The organism is Plantactinospora sp. CNZ320 (assembly GCF_002846275.1).
The window spans coordinates 6,372,661-6,398,383 of record NZ_PJMP01000001.1 but is presented as its reverse complement, the minus strand read 5'-3'; the positions used below and the strand labels follow the sequence as shown (position 1 = coordinate 6,398,383).

Annotated in this window: 20 protein-coding genes; 13 read left to right on the top strand and 7 right to left on the bottom strand. The window is 72.3% G+C overall.

Annotated elements, in window-relative coordinates; translation table 11 throughout:
- On the bottom strand, positions 1-942 hold the full coding sequence (locus tag CLT71_RS28705; RefSeq protein WP_143743646.1) for a hypothetical protein: 942 nt from the start codon (positions 940-942) through the stop codon (positions 1-3).
- 238 nt (positions 943-1,180) lie between these two features.
- Positions 1,181-1,960, bottom strand: coding sequence for an SDR family oxidoreductase (locus CLT71_RS28700; protein ID WP_101369848.1), 780 nt, complete (start codon positions 1,958-1,960; stop codon positions 1,181-1,183).
- Between the two features lie 148 nt (positions 1,961-2,108).
- On the opposite strand from CLT71_RS28700, the gene CLT71_RS28695 reads away from it, so the two are divergent.
- Complete coding sequence (locus CLT71_RS28695; protein WP_101369847.1) at positions 2,109-2,753, top strand: TetR/AcrR family transcriptional regulator; 645 nt, start codon at positions 2,109-2,111, stop codon at positions 2,751-2,753.
- 138 nt (positions 2,754-2,891) lie between these two features.
- Positions 2,892-4,142, top strand: a complete 1,251-nt coding sequence (locus CLT71_RS28690; protein WP_101369846.1) for an MFS transporter — start codon at positions 2,892-2,894, stop codon at positions 4,140-4,142.
- Positions 4,143-4,182: 40 nt separating this feature from the next.
- Here CLT71_RS28690 and CLT71_RS28685 read toward each other — a convergent pair whose 3' ends face one another.
- The gene (locus tag CLT71_RS28685) at positions 4,183-5,136 is read right to left on the bottom strand and encodes a hypothetical protein (protein ID WP_101369845.1); all 954 of its coding nucleotides are present in this window, start codon (positions 5,134-5,136) and stop codon (positions 4,183-4,185) included.
- Between the two features lie 158 nt (positions 5,137-5,294).
- On the opposite strand from CLT71_RS28685, the gene CLT71_RS28680 reads away from it, so the two are divergent.
- Together CLT71_RS28680 and CLT71_RS28675 are read left to right on the top strand one after the other, a co-directional pair.
- Entirely contained in the window at positions 5,295-5,879 is a 585-nt protein-coding gene (locus tag CLT71_RS28680) for an RNA polymerase sigma factor (protein ID WP_101369844.1), read from the top strand.
- Positions 5,876-6,472 carry a DUF4362 domain-containing protein gene (locus CLT71_RS28675; protein ID WP_101369843.1) on the top strand — a complete coding sequence of 199 codons (597 nt, stop codon included), beginning with the start codon at positions 5,876-5,878 and terminating at the stop codon, positions 6,470-6,472. The genes CLT71_RS28680 and CLT71_RS28675 overlap by 4 nt, the downstream gene beginning before the upstream one ends.
- Before the next feature lie 97 nt (positions 6,473-6,569).
- Here the strand turns inward: CLT71_RS28675 and CLT71_RS28670 are convergent, their stop codons facing one another.
- From CLT71_RS28670 to CLT71_RS28660, 3 genes are all read right to left on the bottom strand, one after another.
- Positions 6,570-8,132 (bottom strand): P-loop NTPase family protein, encoded by a 1,563-nt coding sequence (locus CLT71_RS28670; RefSeq protein WP_101369842.1) that lies wholly within the window; start codon positions 8,130-8,132, stop codon positions 6,570-6,572.
- On the bottom strand, positions 8,129-10,222 hold the full coding sequence (locus CLT71_RS28665; protein WP_101369841.1) for a GTPase: 2,094 nt from the start codon (positions 10,220-10,222) through the stop codon (positions 8,129-8,131). The genes CLT71_RS28670 and CLT71_RS28665 overlap by 4 nt, the downstream gene beginning before the upstream one ends.
- Positions 10,223-10,326: 104 nt before the next feature.
- Complete coding sequence (locus CLT71_RS28660; protein ID WP_101369840.1) at positions 10,327-11,229, bottom strand: IniB N-terminal domain-containing protein; 903 nt, start codon at positions 11,227-11,229, stop codon at positions 10,327-10,329.
- Positions 11,230-11,689: 460 nt separating this feature from the next.
- Here CLT71_RS28660 and CLT71_RS28655 point away from each other — a divergent pair, with 460 nt between their 5' ends.
- The 6 genes from CLT71_RS28655 to CLT71_RS28630 all read left to right on the top strand — a co-directional run bounded on the left by CLT71_RS28655 (position 11,690) and on the right by CLT71_RS28630 (position 20,259).
- A complete protein-coding gene (locus CLT71_RS28655) occupies positions 11,690-13,114 on the top strand; it encodes an Hsp70 family protein (RefSeq protein WP_101369839.1) in 1,425 nt (474 codons plus the stop codon).
- A 7-nt stretch (positions 13,115-13,121) separates the two neighbouring features.
- The gene (locus CLT71_RS28650; protein WP_199187751.1) at positions 13,122-15,737 is read left to right on the top strand and encodes a LuxR C-terminal-related transcriptional regulator; all 2,616 of its coding nucleotides are present in this window, start codon (positions 13,122-13,124) and stop codon (positions 15,735-15,737) included.
- Positions 15,738-16,471: 734 nt separating this feature from the next.
- A complete protein-coding gene (locus CLT71_RS28645; protein WP_158242325.1) occupies positions 16,472-18,673 on the top strand; it encodes a nitrate- and nitrite sensing domain-containing protein in 2,202 nt (733 codons plus the stop codon).
- Positions 18,657-19,064 (top strand): roadblock/LC7 domain-containing protein, encoded by a 408-nt coding sequence (locus CLT71_RS28640; protein ID WP_486483503.1) that lies wholly within the window; start codon positions 18,657-18,659, stop codon positions 19,062-19,064. The genes CLT71_RS28645 and CLT71_RS28640 overlap by 17 nt, the downstream gene beginning before the upstream one ends.
- Positions 19,065-19,070: 6 nt before the next feature.
- Complete coding sequence (locus tag CLT71_RS28635; protein WP_486483502.1) at positions 19,071-19,454, top strand: helix-turn-helix domain-containing protein; 384 nt, start codon at positions 19,071-19,073, stop codon at positions 19,452-19,454.
- 70 nt (positions 19,455-19,524) lie between these two features.
- A complete protein-coding gene (locus tag CLT71_RS28630) occupies positions 19,525-20,259 on the top strand; it encodes a cellulose binding domain-containing protein (RefSeq protein ID WP_101369836.1) in 735 nt (244 codons plus the stop codon).
- Between the two features lie 57 nt (positions 20,260-20,316).
- On the opposite strand, the gene CLT71_RS28625 is transcribed toward CLT71_RS28630, so the two are convergent.
- Positions 20,317-22,065, bottom strand: coding sequence for an AAA family ATPase (locus CLT71_RS28625; protein ID WP_101369835.1), 1,749 nt, complete (start codon positions 22,063-22,065; stop codon positions 20,317-20,319).
- Between the two features lie 210 nt (positions 22,066-22,275).
- On the opposite strand from CLT71_RS28625, the gene CLT71_RS28620 reads away from it, so the two are divergent.
- The 3 genes from CLT71_RS28620 to CLT71_RS28610 all read left to right on the top strand — a co-directional run bounded on the left by CLT71_RS28620 (position 22,276) and on the right by CLT71_RS28610 (position 25,722).
- Complete coding sequence (locus tag CLT71_RS28620) at positions 22,276-22,464, top strand: CsbD family protein (protein ID WP_486483501.1); 189 nt, start codon at positions 22,276-22,278, stop codon at positions 22,462-22,464.
- A 143-nt stretch (positions 22,465-22,607) separates the two neighbouring features.
- Positions 22,608-23,807, top strand: a complete 1,200-nt coding sequence (locus CLT71_RS28615; RefSeq protein WP_101369833.1) for an ATP-grasp domain-containing protein — start codon at positions 22,608-22,610, stop codon at positions 23,805-23,807.
- 82 nt (positions 23,808-23,889) lie between these two features.
- A complete protein-coding gene (locus tag CLT71_RS28610) occupies positions 23,890-25,722 on the top strand; it encodes an IucA/IucC family protein (protein ID WP_486483500.1) in 1,833 nt (610 codons plus the stop codon).
- Position 25,723: the final 1 nt, after the last annotated feature.

Here is a 25,723-nt window from a genome sequence, read left to right as displayed (position 1 = left end):
CTAAGCGACGGTGTACCCGTCGAACACGTGGACGCCGTCGGAGGTCGCGGTCTCGCTTTTTCGGTTCGTGTTGAAGTAGAGCTTGCCGCCGCTGAGCCCCACGCCTTCGATCTCGAACTGCTCGGGATATGCCGAGGACGTGATGCGGAAGGAGAGGTCGGAGGCTGAGAATGCCGTCCCGGTCGTCGTCGGCCCCACGTTGCGGTAGACGAGCACGACGCTGCGGTTCGTGTTGGTCAACGGAATGTAGAGAACCCGCTTGTTCTCGTCGTAGAACATCCCCTGGTTGGTCCAGGTCTCCAGGCCCGGCACCACGGCGCCGTTGACCAGTGCGCCCTCGACCTGCAAGGTGAACGCCTTTGTCAGCTCGATGGTCCCGGAGTTGGCACGCAGCGGGAGGCTGCCGTGGTAGATGTCCTTGCCCTTCTTGAACAGGAACGTGATCGTGCTGCTGGTGACCGAGACCCGGTTGATCCCGGACACGTCCAACAGCGCACCGGCGGAACGCACCTGGTATGACCCGACGTAGTAGTAGGTGGTGCCCTCGTAGCGGAGCTTCACCAACTGCGCGCCGGTTTTGTTCATCGTGACGATGAACATGTGGTGCTGACCATCGATGTCGACGATCGTGATGTCGTTCCCGTGCCACAGCCAGGTGTTTGTCGACGTGTTGTTGGTGCCGTTCTTCATCTGCACCCGCGCACCGGTGGTCTTGTCGACCCGGTAGATGGCGGAGAGGTCGTTACCCTTACGGGCCTTGACCGAGTAGAGGTAGGTGGCTCCGGCGGCGAAGCCCTGCACTCCGGTGGCGCCACTGACGTCGGGCAACGTGGCCAGAGTGGTGTAGGTGTTGTAATAGGCGGCTTGCGCTGGTTGTCCGGACAGGGCCAAAACCCCGACGACAATCAGCCCCAAAGTGGACAGCCGTCGACCAAATCGCATACGTCTCCCCGTAATTCTGACAACTGCGGCCGGGTGCCCCAGAGATCATCGAGTGCAGGCTATTGGCCGACGGTAGGGCGGTCAAGACGCGATCAGACTCACCGATGTCGCCGCACGATGTTTCCGGTGTCCTGTCCTTGAAGGTTGATCGTGTTGCCAAGGTTTCCAGATATCGCTGAGCGGCGACCTGAGGTCGGGTTGGGTGCGGAGTCGTTCCATCCGGTCGTGTCTGGACTACTCATGCGGTCTCGGGCTGAAGGGCGGGCCCGAGGAGGAGTCCACCGTCGATCACGTATTCCGACCCCGTGATGAACGACGCTTCTGACGACGTGAGGAACAGGAGAAGCCGGGTGACGTCGGTCGGCTCTCCGAGTCGGGGGATGGCGAACGGCTCGGGTGAGTAGAAGTCGGCGATTGCCACGGTGGCACCGGCTGCTGGTTCCTGGATGAAGGGAGTCGCGATCACGCCGGGGTGGATGGTGTTCACCCGGATGTGGTCTCGGCCGAGCTCGAGCGCTGCCGTTCGGGTAAGGCCTCGCACGGCCCACTTGCTGGCGACGTAGGGCGCGTAGTGTGCCGTGCCGCCCAGGCTCATCGTCGAGGCGATGTTGACGATGGCTCCCCCTGTGGCGCGGCGCAGAGCGGGGGCGGCGACCTTGATGCCGAGGAAGGTCCCGGTGAGGTTGATGTCGAGGATGCGCGACCACGTGGCCTGGTCCGTGTTCTCAATCAGCGCCGGCGGGTTCTGCACGCCCGCGTTGTTGACGAGCACGTTCAGGGTGCCGAAGGCGCTCTCGGCGGCCAGCACGGAAGCGGACCACGAACTCTCGTCGGTGACGTCGAGGCGGGTGAAGTGAGCGCGGGTCCCGAGCTCGTCGACGAGAGCGGCGCCGCGTTCGGTGTCGATGCCGCCGATCACCACGTTCGCTCCCTCCGCGTGGAAGGCACGTACGTGGCTCGATCCCTGGCCACCGGTCCCACCGGTCACGAGCACGGTCTGATTGTCGAAGCGGTTCATCCGATGTTTCCTCCGGGGCGTGGGTGACTGAGACCGGGGGTCATCGGAGACGAAGGCCGGCCGATGGCGAGCCGATTGACTCACCACTGCCTCGACACTAGGTCGCCGGGAGTGGTGAGTCAAGCCACTCACCTCGTATGCTCGGTCCATGAGCCGGGTCGTGCCGACGTACCACCAGCGCGTCGCCCAGGAAAAACGCGCGCTGATCGTGACGGCCGCGACCGCACTGTTCCTCGAGTTGGGCTACGACCGGACGTCGCTGGCGCGGATCGCAGAGCGCTCGGGTGTCTCGCGGGCCACCTTGTTCAAGCAGTTTCCGACCAAGGCTGCCCTGTTCGACGCCATCGTCACCGAGTCCTGGTCAACCGCTGACGAGGAGGATCCTCCGCCGGCAGGCAACGTCGTCGACGGGCTCAGCGCCATCGGTCGCCGTTACGCCGACCTGTTGAGCCGGCCACAGATGACCGACCTGTTCCGGATCGTCATCGCCGAGCTGCCGCGGTTCCCGGAGCTGGCCCATGCGCAGTTCGCGCAGGGGAAGATGCCCTACTTCGAGTCCGTACGCAGGTACCTGCTGGCTGAGCACGAGGCGGGAACGGTGCGGATCGAGGACGTGGAACTCGCAGCCACCCAGTTCCTGGGCATGATCTCCAACTACGTCTTCTGGCCGACACTCCTGGTGCCGGGCTGGGAGGTGAGCGCCGAACGCGTCGCTCAGGTGGTCGACGAGGCCGTCCGCACCGTCGCCGCCCGCTACGTCGTGGCCGGACCAGGGGCGTCCACCAACGACTGAGTCCCGCCGCACCGAAGCAGCCGATGCCCAAAGCAACCGAGGCCGTCGGCACCGAGAGCATTCGCGGGGTGTCAAGCCCAACCCTCGCAGCTACACCCAGCTTGACCTGAAGCGCACTTCAACTTGCACCGTGCCCACATGGTTACCACCAATTCGCGTTCCGCCACCTCGCGGTACAGGTCGCTGCTGCGTCGATCCGAGGTGCCGTCCCTCCTTGTCGCCTCGGTGCTGAGCAGGTTCCCGCTGTGGATCCTGACGCTGTCGATCGTCGTCTTCATCGTCGACCAGACCGGCGACTACGGCCGCGCCGGCCTGGTCGTCGCCGCCTACAACGTCGCGATGGCCGTCACGGCGCCGCTGCTCGGTCGGTTGGCCGACCGCCACGGTCATGCCCGGCTGCTCCGGATGACGGCGGGCCTCTACGCCGTGCTGATGACCCTGTTCGTGTGGCTCGCCACCGCCCGCCCGGGCAATTTCGGCGCGCTGCTGGTCTCGGCGGTGCTCGCCGGTGCGATGTCACCACCACTGAACAGTTGCATCCGGGTCATGTGGGGGCGGGTGACCGACAACGAGACCCTGACGGCCGCGTACTCCCTGGAAGGCGTGCTCGTCGAGGTGATGGCCGTGGGCAGTCGGCTGGCTGTCGGTGGTCTGTTGCTGCTGCTGTCCTCGGGCATGTTGACGCTCTCGTCTGCCCTGCTCACCGCCGTCGGCACGTTCTGGCTGGCCGCGCTCAGCGTGGCCCGGCCAGATCCGTCGGAGGCGACAGTGCCGACGGTACCGCTCTGGTCACTCGGAGCCCTTCGATCGGTCGGTACCCGGACCCTCATCGCCGCGAACACCTGCATCGGTTTCGCTTTCGGCACCGTGGTGCTCGCGCCACTGGTTCTGCTCGACACGGAGGGCGCTCCCGGGATCAGCGCGCTGGGGCTGGCCTGCTTCTCCGCCAGCGGGGTCGTCGCCGGCATCATCTACGGCGCCCGGCCACCTGCGGTGGACCCGGCACGCCGGTTTGCCGCGCTCGGCACCGCTATGGCCGTCGGAGTCGGCGCAGTCGCGCTGGCCTGGGATCCCTGGGCGTTACTGCCCCTGCTGCTGCTCGCGGGGATCGCGGTTCCGCCGTTGATGACCACCGCCCAGATCCTGATCGACATGACCGCAGGCGGACAGCATCCGACCGAGGCTCGGGCCTGGATCTCCACCTCCCTGAGCGCCGGTGTCGCGCTTGGGTCGGCGGCCACCGGCGCGCTCGCGACCTGGCTCGACTGGCGAACTCCGCTTCTGGTCGCGGCCGCGGTCACCGCCGCCGGCACAGCGCTCGTGCTGGCTCCCGGGGCCGGCCTGCGCAGCCGCCGACCCCAGCCGTCGGTCGAGCCGGCGGTCCCGTAGTGAGCGTCGGGACAGCGGGCGCGCTCCGACCGCCGCACTCTCAGCCTGCGTCGACGCTCGGAGGCGGGATTCGCCAGAGGGTCCAGGAACGGAACTTCCCATCCCGGATGTCGGCGGCGAACACGTTCTCTGCGACACCGAACACGGCCTCCGCGACACCGCGCACCGTCGACACCTGCACGTCGCCCGACCCGGAAGGCGGTTCCAGGCTGATCCACGCCACCGGTTCGAGGTCGCCGGTGCAGAGCAACAGCCCATGCTCGTTCGTCAGGAGTAGCGCCGACCGGTCGCTCAGGAAGAATCCGTACAGCGAGAATGCGAGATCTTCGACTTTCATGTCATCCGCGTGGAGCCGGGCAAGGGACCGCCGACTCGGCCACTCCAGGACGGATATCTCGTTGTCGAAGCTGGGGTGACAGGTGAGCAGCAGGCGATCTCCGGACGGTGCGAAGCTGGCCGCGAGCACGTTTTCGGCGACAAGCTCCACCTTGAGCCTGTCGTCGAGCACCTGTGCGACATAGATCAGAGCGCCGTCCTGACCCATGGCCGCGTCCAGGATCACCGATCCGTCGTACGGGTGGGGCACGGTGGTCACACTGGCGTCCACTGCGCCGAGAACGGCCTGGTCCAGGACATCTCCCGAGCCCAGATCCACCAGGAACACCAGGTGCTCGCCCCTGGCGTCGTACTCCCGGCCCTTGTACGTCAGGCGTTCGATCATCGGCGCGGTGACCAACATTCGGCCGCCCGGTAGCAGCGTCGCGGAATCGGCTGCCGCGATCTCGACCGGGATCTGTCGACCTGCCGCCATGATGGTGACCCGACGGGTGTCGGTCACGACGACGGTCGTCAGGTCCGGGCTTGCCGCAAGAAGTTCTGCTGTGGGTGACACGTCGATCGGCAGTCGAACGACGGGCTGCAACTGCTCGTCCAGCCCGCTTACCATTCCGTCAGACAGGTGGTACCTGGCCACCGGCTCCAACGACTGTGGCACGAGAACACGGTCCAGCCGTTCATCCGGGAGGCGACGCACCCATTCTGCTCTGATTGGGCGCACCGGGGCATTCTGCCAGAGCGAGACACCCGGACGCCGGTTCAAGATCAAGCCGAGGCGGCGTGTCACAGCCTCGGCTCCACTGGCCATAACAGGGTGTGAGAACGATCGGGCAGCATTCCGACCCGCAACTGTGGGCCGATGCGGTCGAGGGGTGCCAGGACGCGTTCGGCGTCCTCTACGACCGCCACGTTCAGGCTGTCTATCGGCACTGCTTCCGACTGACCGCCTCCCTGGCGGCAGCCGAGGACGCCACCCAGTCGACGTTCCTGCTGGCCTGGCGCAAGCGGGCCGGGGCGAGGCTGGTCGACGACTCGATGCTGCCCTGGCTGCTGTCGATGGCGGCGAACGTCGTCCGGGACCAGCGGCGCTCGGTCCTGCGATGGCGCAGGGCCGTCCTCCGGATGCCACCCGAACGGGACAGCCCCGACATCGGGGAGGACGTGGCGGGCCGGGTGGACAGCCAACGACGGATGTGGGAGGTGCTGCGGGTGGTACGCCGACTGCCGCCGGCCGAACGCGAGGCCCTGGCGCTCTGCGTCTGGTCGGAGGTGTCGTACGCGAACGCCGCCGAGGTCCTCGGGATCAACGAGGCGGCCGTACGGGCCCGGGTGAGTCGGGCGAAACGCCGTCTGGCGCGCCTGCTCGACAGCGAGTCCGGGCACCAGGAGGACCCGAGATGACCAGTCCCGAACAGCTACCCCCGGTGCAGCTGCCCGAGGGCACCCGGCAGCGGATGCGTGCCCGCCTGCTGGCCGAGATAGCCGATGCCGACCGGCGCACCCGTTCCGGCTGGAGCGGGTGGCTGGCACTCACCGCCGTCGCGGCGAGCGTGCTGCTGGCCGCCGGTGGTGTTGCCGTCTATCGGACGAGCGTCGACCCCGAACCACCACCACCAGGCGCGGCGGGCACCCGAACCAACGCCAGCCCACCGGCCACCGCCTCGCCGGACGCGAGTTCCGGCGGCAGCGTCGACTGCGGCACCATCCGGCTGTCGCAGGGGGAAGATCTGCCGGCAACCGCGGTGGATTGCTTCCTGACGGCCGTACGGGCGGGTCGCCCCGCCCGATTGACGGTGACGAGACCGACCATCGAGGGTGACCCCATTTCCATCGCCTACACCGCTGACGGTCAGGGCAGCGTCGAGGTGGTAACCGACAGCCGCCAGGACAAGTTCGGTGCCCAGGAGATCCACCGACAGTTGTGCACGGGCCCGACCAGCGCCGGAGGTGGTCTCACCTTCGCCCGCTGCTCAACGCCGACAGTCGTCGGCTGAGCCGGCCCGGCCCGTTCACCGGCCCGACCACCAGCCGGGGAACGGGCCGTGACCGCGATCGGTTGCCACATCGTCGGTACGGAAACACGGCCCCTGGTCAGGAGAGTTCGGCGAGCATCCCCTCGCAGCTGCGTACCACGACCCGGGCGGCACGGCGCTGGTCGACGCCGCGTAGCGGATCCTCGGCCAGTTCCTGCCAACGGCGTACCGCTGCCGAGCCGCGCGCCCACAGCTCGCCTCCGGTGGCGTCGTGCTCGACACCGAGCCGGGCCGCCAGGCTCGCCCCGTCCCCGCCGATCAGCCGGTTGGCCTCGGCCGCCAGCTCCGGGTCGAACCGCAGCTCGCCGCCGAGCAGCGCCGCCGAGAGCCGCAGCTCGCGGAACTCGTGCGCGCCGGCCAGCACCTGCTCCAGCCGGGCGAGCAGCTCCGCCGCACCCGGCCGGGGCTCGGAGCGGAGCAGCGACTCCAGCGCCATCAACACCGCCCGGGCCTTGAGCACCGGGGCCCGGTCGACGAAATAACGGGCCATCGACTCGCGCAGCTCGGTCAGGCCACTGCGCCGGACCAGTTCGGCGGCGAGCCGGGCCCGGCTGTCCGAGCCGGTCCGGACCAGCGTGGTCGACAGGCGTACCCCGAAGATGCCGAGCCGGTCGAGCAACCGCCGCCGGGTCTCGACGTCGATCGCGACCGGGAAGTCGGCGGCGAGGAACCGGTCGGCGGAGAGCAGCAGCCGGTCCGTCTCCGCCCGGGGCAACCCGGCCAGCGCGGCCAGCGCGGCGTACTCGGACTCGCTCAGCATCCGGCCGGCGAGCGCGACGAGTCCGCCGAGCGCGACCACGCTCAGGCAGTACGCGTTGATCCGCGGGTCGCGGCGGTGCCGGCGGGCGAGCTGCCGGGCGGTGAGCAGCGCGTCGACCCGACCGCCGCCGAGTTCGTCCACTCTGGACAACACCAGGAGTACGTTCACCGGCGCGGCCCGGGCCACCGAGCCCGGTTGCGCGGCCTGGAACGGGCGCAGCTCGTCCCCGCTGCCGTCCCCGCTCAGATAGAGCACGGCATCGGCCTCGTGCACGATCCGCCGCAGGACCGCGCCGCCGCCGGCACCACCCACCAGTTCGGCGTCGCCACCGGCGGTCGGCCCGGCCGCGAGCGCCAACCGGTCCCGCCCGACCCCGTCCTCGTCGTCGCCGTCGTCGGTCCGGATGTCGTCGGGTCGGTGGTTCACCGCCGGAGTGTCGATCAGCACCGCGTGCCGCAGCGCCCGGGTCGGCCACTGCACCACGATGTCGTCGACCTGGTCCCACCGCCCACCGCCGAGGTCGACCCGCATCCCGTTGGCGGTACGGGTCACCGCGAGGTCCCGGGGCGCGCCCCCGGTCGGGTACGCGGTGACCCGGGGTTCCGGCCCGTCCTCGTACCAGGTGAAGACCTGGCGGCCGTCGGCCACCTCGACCGGTGCGACCGCCTCACCCATCACGGCGTTGACAAGGGTCGACTTGCCGGAGCGCCACGGGCCGGCGACGGCAATCCGCAGCGGCTCCTCGAACCGGGCGAACTGCCGGTGCAACTGCTCCACCGCCCCGGGATCGTTGCCGTAGACCTCCAGCGCCTCGTGCACCAGCCCCCAGGTCGCCTCGTCCAGCCGCCCGACCCGGCTCACGGCCCAGGCTCCAACCCGGTGGCGCCACGGCCGGAGCCGAGGGACTGCGCGCCGGCAAGCGCCTGCGCCTTCTCGTAGAGGTCGGCGAGCCGTTTCATCTCCAGGGCGAGTCGGCGCTGCCGCTGGTCCCGCTCGGCCGCGTCGGCCTCGGCCGCCTGCTTCGCGGTCCGGAACGACCGTACGATGCCCTCCTGCAACTCCTCGGTCAGCCCGGTGAAGTGGTCCCGGAGCATCCGCTGCACCTGCCGGGCGGTGTCCTTGCAGTCCTTGCTCAGCCGCAGGAAGAAGTCGTCGACGTGCCGCTGGGTCGCCGTCTTGACCGCCGCCTGCCGGCGCTTGAGCAGCGACTTTCCCTCGTCGCGGACGCTCTTGCCGCCGAAGAGCGCGCCGGCGCCGAGCGAGATCGGGTTGATCAGCGGCATCCCGGCCAGCGTCGTGGCCAGGCCGAACATCAACACACCGCCGTACGAGCCGCGCAGCCCGGTGACCAGTTTCTGGGTACGGGTGAACTTCTCGACCGTCGGCTGCTCCATGATCTGGATCCGGTCGCTGAGATTCTCCGGTACCCGTACCGACCAGCTCGGCAGCGCGTCGAAGCCGTACCTGTCGAACTGGCTGGCGACCCGGTTGGCGATCCAGCCACAGCGCTCGGCCAGCCAGGCGTAGTTCGCCTCCGCCGCGTCGGTGAGGTTCTCGGTCAGCCACTCCTGGAAGGTGTCCCAGCCGGTGAGCGGGTCGGCCTTGTCGAACGCCTCGTCCACCTTGCGCAGGATCTGCCGGGTACGGTCCCGCAGGTCGTACTCGACGTCGGAAATCAGGTCCGCCATCTCGTCGTTGAGGGTGTTCTGCCAGCGGACCGAGCAGCGGCGCAGTTCGTCCACCTCGCGCTGTGCCGCGTGCAGTTTCGAGATCGGGCCGGACTGCTCGACGGCGGCCTCCCTCGCCACCGCGAGTTCGGCCCGGAGCGGCGCCGCGAGTTGCTCGATAACGGTCCGGGCGCTGTGCGCCACCGCTGCCCGGGCCAGCGCGTCGGCCTTGCCGGCCTGGTCGCGCTTGATCCGGTTGAGCAGCTCCGGAAAGTGCGACTCGGCGTTGAGCTGCTTGTCGTTGCTCCGGGCCGCCTGAAGGCGCAGTGTCGCGGAGACCGGGATCAGCGCCGCCGGTACGCCCGCCTCGGCCAGGTGCTGCCGATTGCGCTCGACCACGGTACGCCAGTTCGGCACCATGTCGATCTTGCTCTGCACCACGGCCAGGTTGGCGTGCGACCGCGCGATGTGCAGCAGCAGGTCGAGTTCGGCGACCGAGAGTTCCCGGGTCACGTCCGAGACCAGCAGCACCAGATCGGCCTGGTTCGGGGTGGCGGCCGGGCTGATCGCCCGCCCCGGGTCGGTGCCGCCCGCTCCCGGGGTGTCGACGAGGACGAGCCCGGAGGCGAGCAACGCCCGAGGAATGCCGATCTCGGCGTGCTCAAGTCCACCGCCCGGTCGCCGCCGGACCGCCCCGGCGCCACCGACAGTGCGCCCACCGCCGTCCACGTCCGGTACGTCGCCGATCCCGCCACTGCGGCCGCTGATCCGGGCCACGATCTGCTCGATCGGTACGGCGAGCCGTTGCGCCGCGCCGGGCACCGCCGCGCCCGGCCGCGCACCTGGCCCGAACGGCGGGCCGGCCGGACCAGTCTGCTCGGCTGCCCCCATCGGGGTGTCCGGTCGGCGACCGGACGCCGGGGTGTCTCGGCGGCGACCGGCCGGACGCCTCGGCTCGGGGCCGTCCACCGGCCGCCCCCGGGCCGGCTGGTCCGGCGCCTGCGCCGGACTCCAGACCAGCGCGGCGGTCGGCGCCTCGGCGTGCCCGACCACTGTCGGGATGGTGGTGCTGATCCCGTCTCCGACCGGGCAGACCGAAGCGTTCAGCAACGCGTTGACGAGCTGGCTCTTGCCCTGTTTGGGCTCGCCCACGATCAGCACCCGCAGCCTCGGGTCCAGCAACTGGGCCCGGCGACGCCGAAGCCACGAGATGAGGTCGCCCCGACCGTGCGCGCCAGAAACCCGCACGATCTCGTCGAGTACGTCAAGCCAACTGGGCGCCATCACCGCACCAAGTGTGCCGGTTACGCCGGAATTATCAAGAGGACCGAAGGCCGGACCGTGGGACCACGGTCCGGCCTTCGGCGGGCCTCACGGACTTCCCGCGCTCAGAGAAGGTTGTCCGTGATTCCCAGGAGGCCGCCGGAGGTGGAGGCGTCTACTTCTCCGGCGGGGTCGCTGTCACCGATGACACCCGAGGTGGTGCCACTGATCGTGTTGCCGAGGCTGCCGGTGAGGTCGGAGACCGTCGAGGTGGTGCCGTCGAGCACCGGCGTGCCGGTGGAGCCGAGTGGTTCGAGGTCGAGCGCGTCGCCGACCCCGGTGACGGTGTCCGTCACGCCGCCGACCGTGCCGCCGAGGCCGCCGACCGTGCCGGTGACGCCGAGCGAGTCGACCAGCCCGGTGACGTCGTCCAGGGTGCCGCGCACGGTGTCACCGGCGAAGTCCACCAGGCCGGTCTGGCCACCGTCCACAGTGTTCTCGACCAGGCCGCCGGGGGTGCCGACCGCGCCGGTGGGGTCGGTGAGCACCGGATCCACCACCTCGGAGTCGAGGGTGTCGGCGACGTCCACACCTGTCGGCACCAGCGGGTCGACCAGCCCGAGCGGGTCGGAGAGCTGGCCGGTGCCGAGCCCCGGCAGGACCGCGCCGAGCCCGCCCGGCGCCACGCTCATCGCACCGAGCGTCGCCGCGTTGACGTCCGAGGCCGTCGACTGTGCGGGAACGCCGAGCTGCGTGGCCACGCTCTGCAACTGGCCGATGACACCACTCGGGTCGAGCTGGAACTGGCCGAGGCCCGCGTCGTCGCCGATCGGCGCCAACGAGCCGAGGCCCTGCACCGGCGCGTAGTCCACCACCAGCGGGACCACGTCCTGGACGTCCGCGACACTGATGTCGGCCAATCCGGCGTCACGCAGCGTCCCCTCCGGGTCGATCTCGAAGGCGGACCGGGCGTCCGGGTTGGTCAGCAGGTTCAGCACGAAGTCGTGCAGTGTCTGGGGCGAACCCATGTGCCGGTCTCCTCGGTGCGGTCGCCGCCCGGCGCAGGTCCGGTGCGGTGTCTTGGCGGCGGCGGATCCGCATCCGGTGGGAGCGGGTCCGCCTGAGGTGGCGCAGGTCGTGCGGGTGGCGCAGGTCGTGCGGGGGTGAATCTCCGGCGGCGACGCGCTGCGTTGCGCCACCGCCGGATGTCTGCCCCAGACGCTAGACGGAATCGGCCTGGCCGGACATCGGGGACGACGCCGGGGTCGTCCGGCCGGTCCGCTAGGGCAGCGCCTTAGATCTGCGTTAGGGGCATAGGGGATGCGTTCCGGCAGAGTTAGGGTCCCGATGGCGGATAGATCTCTGGTACGAAAAGATGACTCCCTAACGGCCCACCGGGCGATCCCAGCCGCCCGGGGGCGTCCCCGGTGAAGCCGCACGCGGAACGCGCCGTCCCGGGGTCATGACTCGCGGTGAAGGAATGGTCGGATGCCCTACGTCCTCGGAATCGATATCGGCAGCACCGCCACGGCTGCCGCTGTCGCCCGACTCCGGGGCAACAACTGGGATCCCCCCGAACCCGTCCGGCTCGGCCCGGCCGGGCACACCGTGCCGTCCGTACTGCTGATGTCGGCCAACCGGTCGATCACCGTCGCCGACCCTGACGAGTACGACACCCCCGTCGACAGCTGCTGGGTCGCCCGCGACTTCGGCAACCGGATCGGCGACGGGGTACCGCTGCTGGTCGGCGACGAGGCGTGCTCGGCGCAGGCGCTCACCGCCATGCTCGCGATGTGGGTGGTCGAGCGGGTCGTCGACCAGGAGCGCGAGCGTCCAGAGTGGATCGTGATCAGCCATCCGGCGAGCTGGGGCGACTATCGGCGGCACCTGCTCGGCGAGGCGCTCTGGGACGTCGGGCTCGCCGACGTGTCACTGCTGCCGGCACCGGTCCTCGCCGCCGCCAGCCACGCCGTGCACGGCTTCTCCGGCCGTACCCTCGCCGTCTACACCCTCGGCGGGCACAGCTACTCCACCGCCGTAGTCGACCGGGCCCAACCGCTCGGCTTCGACCTGCGCGGCGGGCTGGCCGACGCCGGGCCGCCCGCCGGAGCCGACTTCGACGAGGCGCTTGTCGAACACGTCCGGGCCAGCCTCGGCAAGGAACTCGCCGACCAGACCGACCCACTGGTCCGGCACGCCCTGCTCGGCCTGCGCCGGGAGTGCCGCCGGGCCAAGGCGGAACTGACCGTCGCCGACACCGCGGACGTGCTGGTCCGGCTCCCCGACCGGCAGACCCGGGTGCCGGTACGCCGGACCGAGTTCGAGGACCTGATCCGGCCCGCCGTCACGCTGACCGTGGACGAGCTGACCCGCACCGTCCGGTCGTGCGGGCTGGCACCGCACCGGATCGACGGCGTACTGCTGGCCGGCGGCTCGGCCCGGATCCCGCTGGTGCGGGAACTGCTCGCGGCCCGGTTCCCGGTACCCGTGGAGGTCGAGGCCGACCCGCAGCTCACCGTCGCGGCCGGTGCGGCGGTGGCCGGCGGCCAGATCCTGGACCGGCAGCGAGGCAACCGGCCGCCGCCGCGCCCGCCGGTGATGCGTCCGCCCCGCCCCGGCGCCCGGCCCGGCGTCGGACGCGGCGAGCCACCGGCCCGCCGGCAGCGCGGCCGCTCCGGCGACGGCCGCGAACCCGCCCGGTACGACGAGGACGCGCCCCCGCTGCCGCCCCGGCCACCGATCCGGATCACTCCGCTGGAACTGCCGATGCGGGCACTGGCCCGCCTCGCCTCCGGCCGGGAGAGCACGGTGATCGGCCTGGCGGTGCTGGTGACCGCGCTCGGCCTGCTGCTCGGCACGAGTGTCGGAGCCGAGCCGCTGACCGTCACCGCCCCGGCCGGATGGGGCCGGTGAGGACGAGTTGACGCTGCGCACCGACACCGAAACCCGACTCGTGCTCGACGAGCAGACCAGTGCCTTCCTCAACCGGGTCGACGCCGATCCTCGGGCACCGCTCTGCACCGCCGTACAGGCGGCGGGCGGGCACGGCAAGACGGCGGTACTCGCCCGGCTACGACGCGGCTACCGGCAGGCCGGCGTACCGGTGCTGGACTCCTGGCGGGAGCTGACCGGTTCCGGCGACACCGACTGCGTCGTACTCGTCGACGACGCCCACCTGCTCGATCCGGCCGCCCTGGCCGAGCTGCGCCGGCTCGCCGAGACCGGGCACACCCGACTGGCGGTCGCGTTCCGGCCCTGGCCCCGCCCCGCCGGCCTGACCGAACTGGCCGAGGTACTGCACCGGGGCGGTCCACCGGTGCTGCCCGGCCCGTTCACCGAGGCACGCACCGCCGCCTATCTCGGCTCGGTGTACGGGTCGAGCGCGCCGCCCGGAATCGCCCGGCTGGTGCAGGAGCAGACCGGTGGCGTACCCCGGTTCGTCGAGTGGCTGGCCCGGGCGCTGCGCCCGGCCGACCGCCGGCCCGCCCGGATGGATCGGCCGCCCACCGGTGCCGAACGCCCGACGTCGGCCCTTGAGGTGCCCCGCTCGGTACTGCTCCAGTTCGCGCCCGAGTTGGAGAGCCTCGACATCGAGGTACGCCGGCTGCTGCTCGCGATGGCGGCCGGCCCGGCGCTCCCCGCCGACCTGCTCGGCGCGCTGCTCTCCCGGCACCCGGACGAACTTGACGAGTTGCTGGCGGCGGCCCGCGCCGCCGGGCTGCTCGGGCCGGACGACCGGCTCGCCCCGATCGTCCGGCGCGCCATCGGCGCGCTCAGCCCGGCGAGCCAGCGGGCAGCGGTCTGGCAGCGCCTCGCGGAGTTGCAGTTGCAGCGCGGCGGGCGGGTGCTCCCGCTGGTCCGGTCGATGCTCGACGGCGGTTTCGGCAGCAGTTGCCCGCCCGGGGTGGCGGAGGCGGCCGGTGACGAGGCGTTGGGCGAGGATCCCGCGCTGGCGGCCCGACTCTTCTCGGTCGCCGGGGCGGCCGGGCGGCCGGTGGCGGCCCGGCGGGCGATGGCGGCCGCACTCTCCGGCGACCTCGACTCCGCGCTGCGGCTGGCCGACCGGCTGATCTCCACCCCGGACTCACCGGACCGGGCCGACGGGGCGGCGGTCGCCGCGACCGCGCTGGTGCACCGGGGGCACACCGATCGCGCGGTCGAGCTGTACCGCTGGAGCGGCACGCCGTCGTCGCTGGCGTTCGCGGCTCTCGGCGCGGCCGGCACCGGCCAGGTCGAGCAACTCGACCGGATTCTCGCCGACCCGCCCGCCGACGGCCCGCCGACGCTGCTCGCCAGCGCGGCGCTGCTGATGGCGCGAGGGTTGAAGGAGACCCTCTCCGGCCCGCCGACCGCCGCGCTCTCCACCCTGGTGCAGGCGTCCGCGCTGCTCGAACCGGCCGGCCGGTCGGTGCTGCTGCCGGAGACCCCGGCGGCGCTGGCCGCCCTGGTGGCGCTGCACTCCGGAGAGCTGGACATCGGCGAGCGGGCCCTGGACCGGGCCGTCACCGCCGGGCTCGGCGCGGCGCTGACCGCCCGCCGGCACCGGCTGCTCCAGGCCTGGCTGCTGATGGTCCGGGGGCGGGCTACCGAGGCCGCCGCGCAGTTGGCGGCGGTCGCCACCGGCCCGGTACCGCTGGAATCCCGCGATCTGATCTTCGCCGCCGCGCTGGACCTCGGTACCGCCCGCCGCAACAGCGATTTGCCGGCCCTGCAACGCGGCTGGGAACGCGCCCGCGAGGCGGTGGTACGCCACCCGGTGGACCTGTTCACCCTGCTGCCACTCGGCGAGTTCGCCATCGCCGCCGCCCGGCTCGGCGAACTCGACCGGCTCGCGCCCTATCTGGGCGAGGCGCGGGACCTGCTGGCCCGGCTCGGGAATCCACCACTGTGGACGACGCCGTTGCACTGGAGTTGCCTGCACGCCGCGATCCTGGCCGACCGCCCGACGGTGGCGGACGAACACGTCGCCGCGCTGGCCGCCGCCACCGGCCACACCAGGTACGCCTCGGTGGTCGCCGCCGCCGGGCAGAGCTGGGTCGAGGTGCTGCGCGGCGCCGTCGACCCGGTACGGGTGGAGGCCGCCGCCCGGGGCCTGCACGGCATCGGACTCTGCTGGGACGGCGCCCGACTCGCCGGGCAGGCCGCCATCCGTACCTCCGACCGGAAGGCGATGACCACCCTGCTGGACTGCGCACGGATGCTCCAGGGCCGACCGGCCGGGGCGAAGGGCGGTACCCGGCCGGCGGGTACCGGAGCCGCACAGGTGGCGGACGCGATCGCCGTACCGGCGGAGAACCGGCTCAGCGAACGGGAACGGGAGGTCGCCGAGCTGGTGCTGGGCGGCCTGACGTACAAGCAGATCGGCGACCGGTTGTTCATCTCGGCGAAGACCGTCGAACATCACGTGGCCCGGATGCGTCAGCGGCTGAACTGCGCCAACCGCAGCGAGCTGCTGGCCCGGCTGCGGACCATCGTCGAGGAGCGCTCCGGCGGCCGCCCGGCCGGATCGCCGTGGCCACAGCGGACGGCACGGTGAAGAGGGCGGCGCGCCGGATCGCGGCGCTCGGCTCCGGGCTCCGGGGCGGGGAAGCGGTCCCCAGCCCAGCCAACGCCGCGCCGGTGGACGGTCCGGTCAACCGGCCGGCCCCGACGGACCAGCGGGTCGATTCGCCAAGGCCGGCAGAACGACAGCCAAGGCCGACGAAAGGCCAGGTCATCCAGCCACGGCCAGCAGAACGGCAACCGGACCGGCCACGTTCAGCAGAAGGGCAACCGAGGCCGGCAGAAGGGCAGGTCATCCGGCCACAGCCGTCGGCGCAACCTGGTCCTCCGGCGCAGCATGGTCGCCCGGCGCAGCCTGCCGTCCGGGGGCCACGTCCGGCAGAACCAGAGAACGGCAGCAGGACTCGGCCAGCGCAGCCTGTCGCCGGCAGGCCACGACCGGCGGAACAGGCAAGCGGCAACAGGACCCGGCCGGGAGAACAGCCGGGCAGCCGGGTACGGCCGGTGGAGCATCCGGGTGACCGGACCCGGCAGCCGCGGCGGCAGGTACCCGACGGCAAGCCCGACTCCGGCGCGGGGCCGACGCGCGGCGAGGCCGGGACGGTCGGACGTGGCGAAGCCAGGACGCCCGAACCGCCAGCCGTAGCGCCGCCACCACCAACGCCGACACGCCCCGCGACGCCGCCACCGGCGACAGCGACATCGCCAACACCGACGCCACCGTCGACGCCAACACCGACAGCCACACCGAACCGGATCATGGTCAAGGTGGCCGCCCTGCTGGTCGTGCTGACAGTGCTCTGGGGCTACGCCACCTTCCTGACCGCCCGGGACACGATGGACCTGCTCGCGGTCCGCACCCTCGGCACCCAGCTCGGTCAGCCGACCGACGCGCTGATCCTCGGCCTCCAGGCGGAACGCCGGCTCAGCATGGTCGAGCTGGCGGCACCGGGGCGGCACCGGGCCGCCCTGCTCGAACAGCGCGGTCGCACCGACACGGCGGTCGGGGCACTTCGGCGGTTCACCGAGGGGACGGACTTTCGGCTGGTCACCGTCGGCGGGGTACGGGAGCGGGCGGCGGAACTGGTCCGACGGCTGGACGGCCTCCGGCCACTCCGCGACGACATCGACGGCGGCCGGATCGACCGGGCCAGCGCCGCCGCGTCGTACGGCGGCATCATCGACGCCGGCTTCGCCGTGTACGGCTCACAGTGGGCCAGTCGGCGCAGCGACCTGATCGAGGAGACCCGTACCCTTCTCGCGCTCTCCCGCGCCGCCGAGCTGCTCTCCCGGGAGGACGCTCTGGTGGCCGGGGCGCTCGCCTCGCCCCGGTTGACCGAAGCGGAGCACGCCCGACTGGTAGACCTCGTCGCGGTGGCCCGGTTCGTCCGGGCCGAGGCGGGGGCCGGACTGCCCGAGACGGAGCGGGCCGATTACCAGCGACTCGTCACCGGCCCGGTTTTCGCGACGCTGAACGCTGCCGAGACGGAACTGCTGGAGGCGGACTGGGATGGCGGAAGCCCGCCGGTCCAGCCCGCCCGCTGGCAGGCGGCGACCGAACCGGCCCTGTCCGAGCTGCGGGCCCTGGTCACCGTCGGGGTACGGGACAGCGTCGACCGGGCCACCCGGGGCGCGGCCGGGGTGGTCGCCCGGGCCGGCCTGGTCGGCGGCCTCGGTCTGGTGGTACTGGTCGCCGCCGCCGTACTGACCCTGCGCGGCACCCGGCGGGTCGTCGCCCGGCTCGACGAGTTGGGCAGCGAAAACGTCGCCCTGGCAGGTGCCCGCAACGAGCTGGCGGCGGAACTGGCCGCCCAGCGGGACCGGGCCGCCATGTTGACCGACCGGGCGGCCGAGCTGACCGCCCAACGCAAGAGGCTCACCAGCCAGCGGGAACAGCTGGTGGCGCAGACCGGGCGTCGGCAGGCCGAGACCGACCGGGTGACCGAACGGGCCGCGCAGATCTCGGCCCGGCTCGCCGCGCACCAGCGGGCCAGAGAGGTCAACATCTGGTTGAGCAGGGAGAACCAGAGCCTGCTGCACCAGCAGATCGGCCTGCTCGACGCGATGGAGCGGCGGGAGACCGACACCGAGGAGCTGGCCGAGCTGTTCCGGCTCGACCATCTCGCCACCCGGGTCCGGCGCAACGTGGAACAGTTGATCAGCCTCTCCGGCGGTACGCCCGGCCGGCGCTGGCGGCGACCGGTGCCGCTGGTCGACGTCGTACGGGGCGCGGTGGCCGAGGTTTCGGACTATCCACGGGTACTGGTGGCTCCGAACTGGTCCGGTTCGGTAGCCGGGCGGGCCCTGCCCGACCTGATCCACCTGCTCGCCGAGGTCATCGAGGCGGCGCTTTCCGGGTCGGCCCCGACCACCACGGTCCGGATCGCCGGTGAGGTACGCGACGGCGGTCGGGCGATCATCGTCAGCGACGACGGTGTGGGCCGGGGGCCGGCCGAGCTGGACACCGTCAACGAGTTGATCCGGGACACTCCCAACACCGGGCCACTCAACGGCGCCGTCGGGATGTACGTGGTCGGCAGGCTCGCCCGACGGCACGGCGTCACAGTCGAATTGACGGCCGGGCCTCGGGGCGGGACGGCCGCGATCGTACTGGTGCCGGCTACTCTGCTGGTCGAGACATCCGAGCCCGAACCGACTACCGCCCCGGGCACCACCACCGCCTGGGGGCGGCCGACCGACAGTGGCGTCGTCGGACAGTCGGCTGGTGCGCCCCGACCTGGGGCGGCCCCGGCTCTGCCGGTTCGGGTACGCCGTCCGGACCTGGACACCCCGGTCGGCACCCCGAGTCGGGCCACCGGCCCCGCTCCGAACGGCGCGCCCGTCAGGCGTGCCGCAACCGACTGGTCGGCGACGATGGAGCTGCCGGTAGCGCTCCCGGCATCCGGCGCCGACCAACCCGAAAGCAGCGAGAGGACGACAGGTGACTCACGCAGTGGTCACGACGGATAACCTGGTCCGGATACTCGACGAATTCGTGGACCGGGTCTCGGCGGCCGAGCATGCCGTGGCACTCTCCCCCGACGGGCTGCTGCTCGGGGTGTCGCAGGGGGTCGGCGGCGAACTCGCCGACCAACTCTCCAGTGTGGTCGCCGGATTGCAGGCGCTGGCCCAGGCCGCCGCCCGGTATTCCGGCGACGGTGGGGTGCGGCAGGTCATCGTGCAGATGCACCGGGCGTTCCTCTTCGTGGCCGCGACCCGGGGCGGGGCGATCCTCGCCGTCCGGTTCGCCGGGGACGCCGACGTCGACGAGATGGCGTACGAGGTGGCGTTGGCGGCCGGTCGGGCGGACTCGCACCTGCCCACTTTCCCGGTACCGGCCGATGACCTGACCGGGGGGTGACGCGCGGTGCGCACCGGTGCAGGAGGTCGGCACGACGACGCCTGGTACGACCAGGATGCCGGACCGGTTGTCCGCCCGTACGCGATGACGCGGGGCAGGACACAGCCGATCCGGGGACAGTTCGATCTGATCTCTCTCGTGGTGGCCCGCTGGCCGGTGCCGCAGCGCGCCGAGCTGACGCCCGAACAGTCGGAGATCCTCGCCAGTTGCCGCCGGCCGCTCTCGGTCGCCGAGGTCGCCGCCGCACTCGACCTGCCGGTCGGCACCATACGGGTGCTGCTCGGCGACCTGCTGGACGCCGGACTGATCGACACCCACGAGCCACCGGTGCTGGACGCGCCGTCGGAGGATCTGCTGGAGGCTGTGCTCGCCGGGCTGCGGGCGCTCTGACCCGTTCGGCCCAGGTCTGACGGGCGGGGGCGGCGCGGCGTCGCCACCCGTGCTGCGAAAGGGAAGACACGTGCGCAAAGCTCGCCGACGTCCGGCGCGTACCCTGCCGGTCGCCGTCCTCGACGCGCTGCTCGCCGGGGTGGCCGTACTGCGCGCCCCGGTCCGCCGGCTGTCCGGGCTGCTGCCGTCGGGCCGGGGCGACCGGCTGACGGCTACCCTGATCGTCGCCGCGGCACTGGTAGCGGTCATCGGCACCGGATTCTTCGTCGTCGCACTGCTCCGTACGCCGGACCAGTTCGCGCCGTTGGGTGTGGCGCCGCCGCCGACGGTCGGGATCGAGGTGGATCCGGCGGACGGGGCGGACGGGGCCAGTGGCAGCGCGACCCCGCCGGCGTCCTCACCGCTGCCTCCCTCGCCGACTCCGCCCCGGGCTGAACCCCGGAACAGGCCGGAGCGTTCCGCCTCACCGACCCCGGCGCCCCCGCCGGTGTTGGCGGCCCGCTACGCGACCGAGGACGTCACGCTGCTCAACTACACCGCATCGGTGACCATCAGCAACCCCGGCCCCGGGCCGGCGAACGGTTGGCGGCTCGTCATCACCCTGCCCCGGACGACCCAGTCTGTCGGCGCGGTGGACGGTGCCGAGGCCAGCCGCGACGGCGCGACCTGGACCTTCGTGCCGGACCAGGCGACGGTACGGGTGCCGGCGCGCGGCTCGGTGCAGGTGCGCTTCCGGGTCGACGGTGCGTTGATCGACGGCGAGCCGACCGCCTGCACGATCAACGACCGCCCCTGCCAGGCATAGCGCGACAACCGCCCTGTCCCGCAGAGCATGTGCTGCTCTCGGGCCGCCGCCCCGCTGCTATTCGATCGTCCAGTCGAGCCGGCCCTCGGCGTCGACGGTCGGGCGGTAGCGCCCGGCGTACGGCTTTCCGGTCTCCAGCGACCTGGCCACCCCGGTCAGCAGTTCGGTGACCGACGCCGGCCAGCGGTCGAAGCCGGTACCGTCCTCGGGATAGAACTCGCCGACCCGGCCGTGCCCGCCCGGCCGCTGGTCGACCAGGAGACTTCCGCCGTCACCGGCCGACGCGAACGGCACGAAGGACGGGTGCCACCAGTCGTCGCCCATCGACAGATCGCGGCCTACCGAACAGTTCACCGCCCAGTCGGCGGCGATCCGGTCGAGCCGTAGCGGCTGGTAGAAGGGTGGCAGCTCGAAGTCGTCCGCCCCGTCGTGCCGGCGCAGCGAGGCGACCAGGTCGGCGGGGAAAGGTACCGACATCCGGGTCTGGAGCGCGGAGATCCGGGCCGGTGCGGCCGGCGGGCGCAGGCCGGCCCGGCTACGCGGGGCATGCCGGGCCAGCCAGCGTTCGATGCGTAGCCAGGCGGCGTCGACCCGGGCCGTGGTCGCCGCGTCCGGCACGGTTGCCACCACTTTGCGGGCGGCCTGCACGCAGACGCCACGAGTGGGTGACCGGGTCGGGGCCGGAGTCCGGGGCGGCATCGGAATCGAGGGCTGCACCGGTATCGGCATCCGGGCGATCGGCCCCGGCCCTTCCGGCGCGTCGCGCTGCTCGATCCGGTATTGAGTGACGACCGCCGGACCGGTCGGTGCGACGACGTTCAGGCCGCAGAGCAGCAGGACCGACGCGAGGAAGATCAGGAGCAGGGCGATCAGCACCCGCTTGCCGCTGAACGTCCGGGTGACGGGCGCCCGGAGTCCCCCACGATCCGCCGACCCCGCCGAACCGTTGCCCGCCGCCTCCGCCGGCCCCTTCCCCGCCGCCTCCGCTGGGCCCTTCCCCGCCGCCTCCGCCGGACCATCGCCCGCCGGCTCTGCTGGGCCCGTCCCCGCCGGCTCTGCTGGACCATCGCTCGCCGGCTCTGCCGGACCATCGGCCGGCGCGGGAACTGGTCCGACCTGCGATGCGGGAGCGGGTGCGGCCTGGGGCGCGGGAACTGGTCCGGCCTGCGGTGCGGACGGGGCGGTGGTCACGACCGGGGGGCGGGTGGCGTGCAGCAGCGGGTCCAGCCAGCCCGGGGCCGCCGTCCGGAACTCCTCCGGCCGGTCGGCCGCGTCCACCGGAATCCGGCCGGCCAGCCCGATCGGCAGCCCGGCGAGTTCGTCACCCTCGCCGACCGCGACGACCGCGCCGGTGAGGTCGCGTCCGGCGAGCACGTCGAGGGCCAGTGTGGTGTGGTTGACCGCGCCGGGTCCGAGGTCGGCGACGAGCACCACCGGGGCGCCGAGCGCCCAGGCCAGGTCCGCGAGGGTCCAGCCCGTCCGACCCAGCGGTACGGCGAGACCGGGCGCCCCGGTCACCAGGACCAACCCGTGGGTACGCGACAGCGCGCGTACGACCCCGACGAGATCGTCCACCCCGATCGGGTCGACGGTACGGACCCGCACCTCCAGCCAGCTGGCGAGGTTGTCGGGCAGCGGTGCGGGCCGGGCGTCGTCGACGGCGGCTACGTCATTGACGTCGTGGACGATCCGCAGCACCGCCGCTCGTGCCGTCGACGCAGCGCAGAGGGCGGCCGTGGCCACGACCCAACTCGGGCTCGACGACGTCGTGGCGACCACCCAGGGTCCACCATCCGGCCAGGACATCGACGCCTCCCCAGGTCGCCCGCAGCCTACCGAAACCGCCCCGGCACGGGTGTACCCCGCACACGTCACCCGCCGAACGCCCGGCCCCGCCTCCCTGGGGGAAGCGTCGCCGCGTCGCCGTGCCCCGTTTCGGTCGGACCGTGGCCGGGCATTTATGGGTCGGCGAGCTGCGGAGAAGCAGCTCGGCGAGAACTGGAGGACACAATGGGCATGGGAGACAAGATCCGGCACAAGATCGAGGAAGTTGCCGGAGCGGCCAAGGAAAAGACCGGCGAGGCGACCGACAACGAGCGGCTGCGTGCCGAGGGCGCCACCGAGCAGACCGAGGCGAACGTCAAGCAGGCCGGTGACCACGTGGCCGACGCCGCGCGGGACACCCGGGACGCGTTCCGGCCCTGATTTTCCCCGGAGACCCGGGTGGCGGTGTCTCGACCCTCGACACCGCCACCCGGGTCCGCCGTGTCGTGGCAGCCCCATCGAGCTAGTAGTTAGGCTGGCTTATCTTACTTAGGTGCGCCTAAGTCATTTCGCGAAGTAGCGCTGTGCGGCTCTATCTGACCGCGCTCAACCCGACAGACTCGGTGCTGGACGGCTTCCTGCCGGCCGCCGCGCAGCTCGGGCTGCCGGTGACGGTCCTGACCGACCAGCCCGCCGCCTGGCCGGCGAGTCCGGCACAACTGTCCGGGGCGGAGGTCTCCGGCGCCGACGTCCGCGAGGTGCGGGGCGTACTCGACGCGGTGCACCGGGGCGAGCCGCCGATCGCACTGCTCTCCAACAGCGACCATCTCCAGACCCCGACCGCGCTCGCCGCGGCGTACCTGGGCCTGCCCGGCAAGGACTGGCGGGCGACGCTGCGGAGCAAGGACAAGCGGCTGACCCGGCGTACCGTCGCCGAGGCCGGCCTGGACCGGGTGGCCGTGGTGGCGCTCGGCCCGGACGAGTCACCGGAGCGGGCCGCGACCGTGCCGTTCCCGGCGGTGGTGAAGCCCCGGGAGGGGGTGGCCAGCGAGGACGTCTACCTGGTCGACGGGATGCCCGAGCTGCGCCGCCGAGTCACCGAGATCCGCGAACGCCGCTCCGGCCAGGACCTGCTGGTCGAGGAGTACCTGGCCGGCGATCTGCACACCCTGGAGACTCTCGGCGACGGCTCGACGATCGCAGTGCTCGGCGGTTGGCGGACCAGCCTCGGGCCGCCGCCGACCTTCACCGAGGAGGCCGTCGACTGGGCACCGGACCTGCCCGCGCCGGTACTCGCCCAGGTGCTCGCCCAGCTCGACGCGCTCGGCGTCGGCTTCGGCGCCTGCCACACCGAGTTCGTGGTCGCCGACGGTCGGGCCCGGCTCGTCGAGGTCAACTATCGGCTGATCGGCGACCGGGTCGACCTGGTGATGGCCGAACTGCTCGACCTGCCGCTCTTCGCGTACGTCATCCGGCTGCACGCCGGTGACCCGCTGCCGGCCCTGCCCGACCCGGTGACGCTCAATCGGTACGCCCGGGTCGAGTGGGTCTGCGCCGACCGGGCCGGGAGGCTTGTCGACGCCCCGGGCCGGGTGGACGCGACCGGGGCGGCCGGAGTGCTGCTCGGCTGCCGTCCACTCCGGACGGTGGGGGTGACCGCACCGCTGACCGGCACCAACCGGGACTACCTGGCCGCGCTGCACGCGATCGGGCCGGATTCGGCGACCGTGCACGACGCGCTGCGCGACTTCCGGGCGGCCCACCGCTGGAGGATCGAAGCATGACCACGCGACGGCGACCGGAACAGCGCGGCACACCCGGCGGCGACGTCCGGCGGTCCGGGCGCCGGCTCTCCCGGGTGGTGCGGTGACCGGGGCCGGCGCCGACGCCGCCGAGCGGCAGCTCTTCCAGCGGGTACTGGACACGCTGCTCCGGGAGGACCACCTCGGCCTGACCGGCAACGGGCGGCGGAGCGGGCAGTGGTGGTCGACCCGGATCCCCGGCGCCCGGCTGCGGCTGCCGGTCCGACCCGACGGCTTCCAGCACGAGCTACGCACCGCCCGGCCGGAACTCGTGGTGCTGCCCGACGCCGAGCAGGCGAGGGCCGGAGCACTGCCCGACCGCGAACCCCTGGAGTCGCCCGACGTCGAGCGGGTTCCGGGGCGGGTGGTGCGGCGCCTCGACGAGTTGCTGGACCTGCTCGCCCCGACAGGCGATCCGGAGGCCGAGGCGGGCTGGGCGGCGTTCCGCGCCGAGTGCCGGGACGATCTCGTGGCCCGTCGGCTCGCCGACGAGACCCGTTCCCGGGTGCACGCCGACCTGCTCGCCGCCCGCGCGGGTACCCCGGACGGGATGGCCGGGGCGCTGCTCGACGACGTACTGGCGGCCCGGACGGATCACCCCGTCTATCCGACCAGCCGGGCGCGGATCGGCCTGGACCGCGCCGCCCTGCTCGGGTACGCCCCGGAGCACGCCCCGGCCTTCGCGCTGCGCTGGCTGCCGGTGCCCCGGACCGAACTGATTCTCACCGGTACGCTGCCGCACTGGTGGCCCCTGTCAGGTGAGCCGGGGACCGTACTGTTGCCGGTGCACCCGGTCACCGCCGACCGGTTACACCTGCCGGTCCGCGCCGACGAGCCGGAGGTACTCGTCCGGCCGACCCTGTCGACCCGGACGGTGGCGCTGCTCGCCGACCCGTACACGCATCTGAAGCTGCCGCTGGCCACGGCGACGCTCGGCGCCCGGAACGTCCGTACCATCTCGCCTGGCACCCTGGTCGACGGCGCCGAACTGCACCGGTTGCTGGCCCGGATCGCCGCCGCCGAGCCGGCGTTCGCCGGTCGGATCCTGCACGCCGACGAGAGCTGCCACGGCCATGCCGGCGATCCCGCCCGGTCCTTCCTGGTCCGCCGCTTCCCCGCCGGGCTGGCCGGGCGGGTCGTGGTGCCGGCCGCCGCGCTGGCCGCCGAGGACCCGGCTGGCGGAACCGTGGCGCAGCGGGTGGCCGGGCCGGACCCGCGCCCGCTGCTGGAGTCCTATCTGGACCTGCTGGTCGACTGGCACGTCTTCCTCTGGCTGCGGCACGGCATCGCGCTGGAGGCGCACCAGCAGAACATCCATCTCGTCCTCGACCACGGCGCCTGCTCCGGAGGTGACCCGCTCCGGCTGCTCTACAAGGACAACGACGGCGCCCGGTTGGTCCGGCGGCCCGGCCCGGACCTGCGGGACGAGCGGATGTGGATCACGGATCCCGGCGAGCTGGCCGACGTCTTCACCACCATCACGCTGCACCTGGCCGCCGCCGCGCCGCTGCGCGCCCTGGCCGAGCGGGGCGTGCCGGTGCCGGCACCCGGCGCGGCGCTGCGGCACCGACTACTCGCCGCCCGGGACCGCTGGACCGCCACCCCAAACCGCCCACCCCCAACCGGCACGGCTGGCCCGGCGGACGCGGCTGACCCGGCCGACGCGACTGGCCCGGCGGGAACGGCTGGCCCGGCCGGCTGGGACAGCGCCGCCGCCGGGCGGCTGCTCACCGAACGGATCCTGGCCGCCGACCGGCTGCCGGTCAAGGCGATGCTCACCGCCGGAACGCTGCTGCCGAAACAGCGCACCGGCTGTGCCGACATCAACAAGTACTACCTGCGTACCGGCCCCAACTACCTGCGGCCCGACCCCGACCACCTGCGGTTCGATCGGTGAC